The 8,837-nt window shown below is 52.6% G+C and carries 8 protein-coding genes; 4 read left to right on the top strand and 4 right to left on the bottom strand.

Features of this window, described 5'->3' with window-relative positions; all coding sequences use genetic code 11:
* Nucleotides 1–206: 206 nt before the first annotated feature.
* The 4 genes from rplS to def all read left to right on the top strand — a co-directional run bounded on the left by rplS (nucleotide 207) and on the right by def (nucleotide 4,381).
* Complete coding sequence (gene rplS, locus PHV74_13040; protein MDD5095284.1) at nucleotides 207–548, top strand: 50S ribosomal protein L19; 342 nt, start codon at nucleotides 207–209, stop codon at nucleotides 546–548.
* Between the two features lie 6 nt (nucleotides 549–554).
* The gene (gene priA / locus PHV74_13035) at nucleotides 555–3,221 is read left to right on the top strand and encodes a primosomal protein N' (protein ID MDD5095283.1); all 2,667 of its coding nucleotides are present in this window, start codon (nucleotides 555–557) and stop codon (nucleotides 3,219–3,221) included.
* A 90-nt stretch (nucleotides 3,222–3,311) separates the two neighbouring features.
* The gene (locus PHV74_13030; GenBank protein ID MDD5095282.1) at nucleotides 3,312–3,821 is read left to right on the top strand and encodes a PaaI family thioesterase; all 510 of its coding nucleotides are present in this window, start codon (nucleotides 3,312–3,314) and stop codon (nucleotides 3,819–3,821) included.
* A 71-nt stretch (nucleotides 3,822–3,892) separates the two neighbouring features.
* Nucleotides 3,893–4,381 carry a peptide deformylase gene (gene def / locus PHV74_13025; protein MDD5095281.1) on the top strand — a complete coding sequence of 163 codons (489 nt, stop codon included), beginning with the start codon at nucleotides 3,893–3,895 and terminating at the stop codon, nucleotides 4,379–4,381.
* Between the two features lie 213 nt (nucleotides 4,382–4,594).
* Here def and PHV74_13020 read toward each other — a convergent pair whose 3' ends face one another.
* The 4 genes from PHV74_13020 to PHV74_13005 all read right to left on the bottom strand — a co-directional run.
* On the bottom strand, nucleotides 4,595–5,485 hold the full coding sequence (locus PHV74_13020; protein ID MDD5095280.1) for a universal stress protein: 891 nt from the start codon (nucleotides 5,483–5,485) through the stop codon (nucleotides 4,595–4,597).
* Nucleotides 5,486–5,499: 14 nt separating this feature from the next.
* Nucleotides 5,500–7,821 carry a hydrophobe/amphiphile efflux-3 (HAE3) family transporter gene (locus PHV74_13015; protein MDD5095279.1) on the bottom strand — a complete coding sequence of 774 codons (2,322 nt, stop codon included), beginning with the start codon at nucleotides 7,819–7,821 and terminating at the stop codon, nucleotides 5,500–5,502.
* A 168-nt stretch (nucleotides 7,822–7,989) separates the two neighbouring features.
* Complete coding sequence (locus tag PHV74_13010; protein MDD5095278.1) at nucleotides 7,990–8,478, bottom strand: MarR family transcriptional regulator; 489 nt, start codon at nucleotides 8,476–8,478, stop codon at nucleotides 7,990–7,992.
* Between the two features lie 135 nt (nucleotides 8,479–8,613).
* Nucleotides 8,614–8,837 (bottom strand): efflux RND transporter permease subunit (locus tag PHV74_13005; GenBank protein MDD5095277.1); only part of this gene is annotated, 224 nt, incomplete at its 5' end.

Here is an 8,837-nt window from a genome sequence, read left to right as displayed (position 1 = left end):
ATGATCCACAATGCTGGCAGGTTACTTTATCTTCGTTCATATCTCACCTCAAGCCCATTAAAGCAGAAGCAAACGTACGAATGGGGGGGGAGGGCTGGAGCAATTCCAACCAAATGCAAGCAGTAAGGGAAGAGACTACTAGTGGAAAAAAAAGCGATTTAGTGTTAGAATGCAAAGGTAAATCATTCAGAAGGAATTTGAACGAAATGGATATCCGATCTGTCGTCCAGCTTGAGCCCAATCCGAATATCGCCAAGTTCGGTCCCGGTGATACTGTTAAAGTTCACTACAGAATCGTTGAAGGGGACCGAACGCGCACGCAAGTGTTCAGCGGCATCGTTATTCGGACCCGACCCAGCGGTGCCGGAGCTACTTTCACGGTGAGGCAAATTCTCCACGGTATTGGAGTGGAACGGACTTTCCCTTATCACTCCCCTCTTCTGGAAAAGCTTGAAACTGTCGCTCACGGCCACGCCCGGAGGGCAAAGCTGTATTACATCAGGGGTCTCAGCCGAAAGAAGACTCGCCTGAAAATGAAATCGAGATAGAAAGGGATGAAGTATGCCCAGATCGCGGTCAATGCCCCCACGGCATGGCCGCGATCTTTTACCTATGCCATACCTTCCAATTTTCATGTCTTCATCGGAAGCGCCGTGTGGGTGCCTTTCGGGAAAAGACTCCTCCAAGGAATAGTCCTCAACCTCACTGATCAATCCCCGGTCGAAGAAACTAAGCCGATCGCCGAGGTCATCGATTCACATCCCTTCCTCTCTGAAGCTCAAGTGGAACTGGCTGGCTGGATCAGCCGGCATTACCTTTCCCCGTTATTTGAATCGGCAGCTCTGATGCTGCCTCCGGGATTCGAACGGCGGGTGCTCACATTCATCGAGGCTCTCCCCAACACCTCCGCTGAAGCAATCGATGTGCTCACGCCCATGCAAAAGAAAATTTACGATTTTTTGCTAACCAGCGGCCGTCTTGACGTGCGAGAGTTGAAGAAGCAGGTGCCCCAAAAGCAGATCGAAATCACTGTCAATCAGCTAACGCGAAAGGGATTAATACTCAAGACCACTGAATTAGAGAGGGCTAGGATCAGCCCCAAGTTCAAAGATTACGTCACTTTATCTATCGATAGCCAGAAGGCCTATGAGGAAGCATCCCGTCTTCTGGCTGCCAGAAAGGCTCCGAAACAAGCCGACCTCCTGAAGTTTCTGATGGAAGCTGGGGAGCCTGTTCCCATAGCCAGAGCTAAACAAAATGCCAAATGCTCGGATGGAGTGATCAAGGCCTTAGTCGATGACGGGCTTATCCAGAAGGCTAAAATCGGAAAGACCACCACCTTGAAGGTTATTTCGGAAAGAGCCTCGGAGGCACTGAATAACTTGAGAGGAGAGAAGGGAGATAAGCAATGGGGGGAGGTATTGCTCCTCCTAAACAAATCCACAAAGCCACTGACAACCTCGGAGGTTCGAGCCAAAAGCGGCGCCCCGCTGACGGTAATACAAGAGATGGAGGAAAAAGGCTGGGTCTCAATCGAACACATTCGATTGACACGCGATCCACTGACCCACAGAACCTTCTCCGCAGCGTCTCCTCCTAAACTCACGCCGGATCAGGAATCCGCCTGGAGCCAAATCAGCCGGAGCCTCCAGAAAGAACCGGGGGCCCCATCGGTTTTCCTGCTTCACGGGATTACCGGCAGCGGCAAAACGGAGATATACCTTCGCGCTCTGGAGCAGACGATTGCCCTGGGCAAAAAAGCCATTGTTCTGGTCCCGGAGATCGCTCTCACACCCCAGACTGTCGACCGCTTTGCCTCCCGCTTTCCGGATCGGGTGGCCGTTATCCACAGCAAGCTCTCCCCGGGCGAACAGTTTGATGAATGGCAGCGGATTCGAGAGGGCGAATTCGACGTGGTGATCGGGTCCCGCAGCGCTCTTTTCGTGCCCCAACCCGATCTAGGCCTCATAGTGATCGATGAAGAACACGAGTGGACTTACAAGCAGCACGATAAAACCCCGCTCTATCATGCCAGGGATGCCGCCCTGAAGCTGGCAGAGCTTGTCGGCGCGGTGGTAATTCTGGGCAGCGCCACACCGGATTTAGAAAGCTACCATCGGGCAAAAAAAGGCGATTACCGGCTCCTGGAGCTGCCGAACAGAGTGGGCGAATTTCATAAAGGGGCGTTCCCCAGCCTGCCTCAGGTGGAGATCATTGACCTCCGCCAGGAACTCAAGTCGAGAAACCGGAGCATCTTCAGCCGAAAGCTGACCCGCGCCATCAACTCGGCTTTGGACCTCCATGAGCAGGTGATTCTGTTCCTCAATCGCCGGGGGACTGCCTCCTTTGTGCAATGTCGCGATTGCGGTCATGTGATGCGCTGCCGACGCTGTGAGATCACTTTGACCCATCATGAATCGGAAAACAGCTTGATATGTCATCAGTGCAACTATCGAATCCCTCCCCCGACCACCTGCCCGGAATGCTGGAGCCGACGGATCAAATTCCTCGGCATCGGCACCCAGAAAGTGGAAGAGGAAACAGCCAAAGCTTTCCCCAGAGCCAGGCTTCTTCGATGGGACCGGGACGTCACTCAGGGGAAGTATTCGCACGAGGAGATTTTGAAGAAATTCCAGGATCACCAGGCCGATATCCTCATCGGCACTCAGATGGTTGCCAAAGGATTGGATATTCCGCTGGTAACCCTGGTAGGCGTGGTCAATGCCGACGTGAGCCTTCACTTACCGCATTTCAGCGCTGGGGAACGCACATTTCAGCTTCTCTCTCAGGTAGCGGGTCGGGCGGGTCGAGGAAGACGGGCAGGACAGGTCATCATTCAAACCTATTCCCCGGGGCATTATGCTATCCTCGCCGCTGCCAGACAGGACTACAACGCCTTTTACGAACAGGAGATCATCTTCCGACAGCAGTATGGAAACCCGCCATTCAATCGACTGGCGAGCCTGGTTTATGCCCACACCAATGCCAAACGATGTCAGGAAGAAGCGGAAAAAATGGCAAACTCGCTCAGAGAAGAACGCGACTCCCAGGGGCTGGCCAATGCGGCCATACTCGGTCCGGTACCGGCCTATATTCAAAGGCTGCGCGGGCGATATCGCTGGCAGGTGATGGTCCGCAGCCCGGACCCTCTGGCCATTCTTTCCAGGATCACTATCGGGCAGGGATGGACGGCGGATATCGACCCGGCAGGGATGGGCTAGACACCATCGTTGTGAGGGTGAGGTTAACGTGGATTCCCGATCGTGTCGGGAATGACAGTTTTTTAAAGAGAATGCAAAGGAGAATTCCAAATGGGTCCGGATCGAAAAACATTGCGCAGACTGGTGACGGAAAACGAGGGGAATCGCTGCTTTGCGTGCGGCCATGAAAATCCGCACGGACTTCATATGACCTTCTACACAGACGAACAGGTTCTGTATTCCTGGGTGCAGCCCCCGGAACACATGTGCGGATGGGAGAATATCGTCCATGGCGGCATACAGGGTACCATTCTGGATGAAATAATGGGGTGGGGCGCTGCGTTTTTCACCAAGCGCATCGCGCTAACCAAGCAAAACACCGTGAGTTTCAAAAAGCCGGTGCTTCAGGACCAGGGTGAACTTCTGGCGGAATGCCGAATACTGAATCGCTTAAGCGAGCGTGAAGTGGTTATGGAGGCCAGGATATATCAGGGAGACTTCGAGCCCTGTGTAACCTCCCAAGGGACATTCGGCTTGTTCAAAATCGAGGATGTTCGCCGATTGGGATTGATGGACGAAACATCCATCAGCTTGTACCAGAAAGCAATGGAACAAATGTAGCCTGCCAAGCGAAGGTTCCCATTTGACAGGTGCCCAACATCCGATATAATCGTAATTGAGGTTAGCTTCTAATGGCCGTATTGCCCATTTTACGCTTCGGCAACCCCATTTTGAGGGATAAATCAAAGAAGGTGAGCACCATTAGCCCGTCGGTGCAAAAGCTCATCGACGATATGATCGCGACGATGCAGGAAGCCTGCGGCGCGGGATTGGCTGCCCCACAGGTGGGAAAGCTGCTTCGGGTGATCGTCCTTGAGATGCCGGATGAAGAGCCCTTTGCGCTGATCAATCCGGAGATCGTCAAGAAATCCGGAGAAAGAGAAGTCACCGAAGGATGCCTGAGCTACCCCGGATATCAAGCCACGATCAATCGGGCCCAATCGGTGACCTGCAAAGGACTCGATCGCGAAGGAAAATCGGTTCGATTGAAAGCCGATGGACTCCTGGCGCAGGCGCTGGAGCACGAGATAGAGCATCTCAACGGTGTTCTTTACATCGATCATCTGGAGAGCGAAGATAATCTGCGCAAAGTCGAGCCGAAAGAAGACCTCGAGATTTGATTTGCCATCTCCTCAGGAGCGATCTTGGGAAACCCACATCAAGGATGTTGTTCGGACCCCTCCTGATTTTCCCTCCAGATCGCGCTTCAGGCGGATAGACCTCTCATTATTTTTGTAGACTTTGTTCAGGTACAAATGAGAGTGGGCTATTCTGCACTTAACGGGCCTGATTTCAATTTGGTGAATACTCGAAAATCACCTTTGCCGCATTCGCTATCTCTGTACCAGTAAAAGCGGAATGGTGCCCCCAGACAAGACCTTTTCCGCCGTACTGCCCAGTGCCCACCGACTGACACCAGAGCGCCCGTGAGTACACATAGCCACGAGGTCGGCCCTCATCTCCTTGGCGAAATCAATGATCTCATCTGCCGGAAGGCCAAACCTGACCTCGCATTTCACGCTTATCCCGGTTCCTGCCAGTCTGGCGGCTATTTTCTCCAGATAATCCCTGGCCGATTCTCTGTGTGGCTCACAGCGTTCCGTCCTCTGCAACGGCCCATCGACGCCGGTCTCGTGTGTTACGTAATCTCCCAGGTTGACAACCCGCAACAGGGTGACATCCCACTTCAGCGCAACGGCAAGGTGCTCGATATAAGGCAATATCGATTCGCTCATCGCGGAGCCATCCAGCATAACCAGCACTCTGTTTATCAACTTCGCGCCCTCAGCCTTTGGCTGGTCTTTCTGTTGTCTGATCAGCAGCACAGGACAACCGGCAATCCTGACCACATGGTCGCTCACGCTCCCCAACGCCCAACGGCCGATTCCAGACCGGCCATGTGTGGAAATCGCAATAAGATCGATTTTCTCTATGCCGGCGTAATCAGCAATTGTGGTGGCGGCATCGCCGCACAAAGTCACTGACTCTACCCGGGGAATGTCGGCTTCCGATTCTCCGGCGGAGGTGAGGAGAGCCTGGGCCGTATCGTGAACTTTCGCTTTCATATATATCTCGTACATATGACGATAGCTCTCCTGGCCGGATTCTTCAACCTGCGCCAGAATCACATTGGACTGCAGAGATCTTGCCACCTCTATGGCGTATGGAATGGACGTCTCAGCGAGTACAGAACCGTCCAGGGGGACCATTATTTTGTTGAACATGGTGAAATCTCCTTTTATGATCTTGGATTTGATTTGGCCGGGGATCGCTTCTCAAGCCGTGAGTCAAGAAAGACGATCATCGGCGGCAAAACCACCAGGGTGGCCACCAGCGCAAAGAAAACATTGATCATGGTTACAATGCCGAAGTCGCGCAGAATCGGGAAATCAGTGGCGATCAAGAGCGCCCCAAAGCCGCCGATAACGGTAAGCCCTGAAGCACATATAGCCCGGCCTATCTTGGTTATGGCCATAGTCATCGCCTCGCGTACTCTCACACCTTTTTCACGTTCTTCATAGTAGCGCATCATCAATAGAACGGTGAACTCCACCCCGATGCCAATGATGAGCGCGCCCAGCGTTGCCGTCAGAGGAGTGTAGTCGATACCCGTTATATACATCAACCCGCTTGACCACCCGATAATCAGGGCAATGGGGATAATCGCCACGAGGGCACGCAGCACTTTGAACCGGAACAGCGGGATCAGCCCAAAGAAGACAAAAACAATCCCCAGCAGAGTCATCTTTTCCCGGCCGGTGGTGAGGCCATCGGCCAGCTTAAGGATAATTTGACTGAGCCCAGTCACGGTAACATTCGTGCCACTGGGATGATCGACAGTTTCATCTGTTAAATATCCTGACAGTTCCTCAAGCATTTTAGGATCACGGCCCGGAGAACTGACGATAAGATTGGCTGCGGTAAAGTCATCGGTGATGAGATTTCTTTTGACGGGAAGAGGGATGTTTTCGAATATCTCCCTGATCTCTGCGGAGCTTTGAGGGATTTGGCCGTCGTTTGCCTGCATCACCAGATCGGCAACACTATTTGTCCCGGCGATAAGGTCCGACTTCTCCTGTTTGATGCGTTGCTCGGTTTGCAGCATCCATTCCAGAATGGCCGGTTCGGTAACATCATCAGCCTCAATGAGTAAATTTGTCGACATGAGGCCGCCTCCCAGCGACTGCAAGGTGTTGAAATCTCTCATAGTCGGCGTAGTCTGGGAGATGAACTTTGTCTCATCGGCTATCGTATCTATGTGGGAATCGGCAACCATCCCGGCGATGGTGACTATGAGAGCGACGGCAATGATAATCGCCGGATGATTGATTACCCAGGGCGCAAGGCGGGAGAGGCCTTTCTCCACAACCCCATTACTCTCCTGCACTGTCTGCGGCTTTTGCTTCACCTCAGAGACTCTGGTTGAAGTGGTCTTGCGCCGATCATGCCGGTACAAGATAGCGGTCAGGAAAAGCATCGAGAGAACATAGCACGCCGTCACCCCGATAATCAGTGTAAGGCCGAAATCCTGGACCATCGGTATGGGAGAGAAGAACAGGGCCGCAAAACCGAGACAGGCGGCGATAATGGCGATTCCAATTGTCGGCCCGATGTGGGTCACCGAATCGATGGCTGCCTCGGCAAAGGTCTCTCCGCGTCTGGCTTCTTCATCATAGCGGTTATGAAACTGGATGGCATAATCCACGCCAAGCCCTATCAGGATGGGGAAGACCGCCATGGTGACCACAGTGATGGGGATATTGAACAATCCCATGCAGCCAAAAGCGTAGAAGATGCCCAGGAAAACGACGGCCAACGGCAGCCACCGCCACATAAAGAAACCCCGCACACTGAAGACCAATGCCAGAATAACCAGCATCAAGACCACTGCCAGGATCACCATGCTTACCATGCTGCTTACCATGGTATCGGCCATTTCGACCTTGGTAACCGGCACTCCGGTGACAATGATATCGACGTTTTCTCCAAATCCGGCAGCGGCTGTCGTCTTTTTGACCCCATCAACCAGATCAGACTCCTCATCGGTCGAGATGGCTGCACTGATCGTTACGGCGATAAAGGCATGTTGCTTATCGGGGAAAATCTGTGTGAAACTCGACCGGATTTCACCGCTTTCGGGATCGGTGATGATCTTGAGAATCTCCTCGGTATCCTTTGGCAGATCAGGACTTCCGCTCTCCTTGGCAACCGCCTGCTTGATGAGAAACACCGGACCCACCGCAGAGACAACGTTCGGCTCTTCGGACATCTTTGTCTCCACAAATTCCATCGCCGCCAGATTTTCCGGCTGCAGCAGTTGGGATAAGTCCGGGGCGGCAAGCAGCGCCACGATAACCGAATCACTGAAACGGTCGGTGAATTTCTCGTAGTCTTTGTATACTCCAGAACTGGAGGATACAAAGGTGTCATTACCCGTTTTCAGCTCCAGGTTGGTTGCCGCCAGGCCAAACGGGATCAGAAGCACCAATCCCAGGATTATCAGTATCGTGTACTTGCTCGTAATCAGTTTCCCTGCTTTTCGAAAGACGTTAGTCATCATATGAACTCCTTTGAAATCGTTGATGTAAGCCCGTAACTTCCGGGAACTTCCGATGGCAACTGCTCAACTAAATCTCTCCTAAGTATTTGGTTGCACAAGAAACTATTGCGCATGCAACTATATGGCCGGGGAATCCCCCTGTCTATTGGTTGGAAATCATTTGATGGGCTACTGGGAGGCAAGCTTTTCGAATAATCGAAAGAAGATGATCTGTTCATCCTGAGTCAGGCGCTTCATGATATGCTGAACTCTGCGCATGACGATATCCTCGATGATCTCTTGAAACTGGCGACCCTTTTCCGTCAGCGCCACCTTTACAATACGCCGGTCGCTTGGGTCGCCCGAGCGCTCGGCAAATCCTTTCTTCACCCACCAGGAAACCAATCGGGTAGCAGTGTATTTTTGTATCATCAGCTTCTCGCTCAACTCACCCATCGTCAGCGTGGCTGACTGGTATAGGAGTCGGCTCATCCTGAAGAAAATCAAGTCTCCGGCAATCTTATCCGGCTCATCGCCCGCAACCAGTGACTGAGTCCGCTCCTCGATCTCCGCCACCTCCTCGGCAGAAGGAGATCCGAATCGTTCATGCAACTTGATGAAGTTTTCTATCAGTCCGGCAGCTTTTCCGCTCCAGGCGCTTTTCAATTCGTCGACCATTATTAGTTTCTCCTGCAATTATTGCAATTGCAACAAGGTTATCATGACTGAGAGAAGCTGTCAATAGGGTTTACACCCAAATCGGCAGGGGCGAATCCGTGTGGCGGGTCAGACGGATTCGCCCCTGCAACTGATTTAACTTGCAGAACGTAGCTTATTCTCTCTGCGCCGCTCGCGAAAAGCATCCACCAGGCTATAGATTACCGGAATGACCAGGAGAGTCAGCACTGTAGAACTGAACATCCCGCCGATGACTACAACGCCTAACTCAGCAGCAATCATTGTTCCCGAACTTGCCCCCAGCGCCAGTGGAATCATAGCAAAGATGGTAGTCATCGCTGTCATCAAAATCGGACGCA

The sequence above is a fragment of the Dehalococcoidia bacterium genome (assembly GCA_028711995.1).
GTDB lineage: Bacteria > Chloroflexota > Dehalococcoidia > SZUA-161 > SpSt-899 > JAQTRE01.
This window is presented reverse-complemented; position numbering and strand designations above follow the sequence as displayed.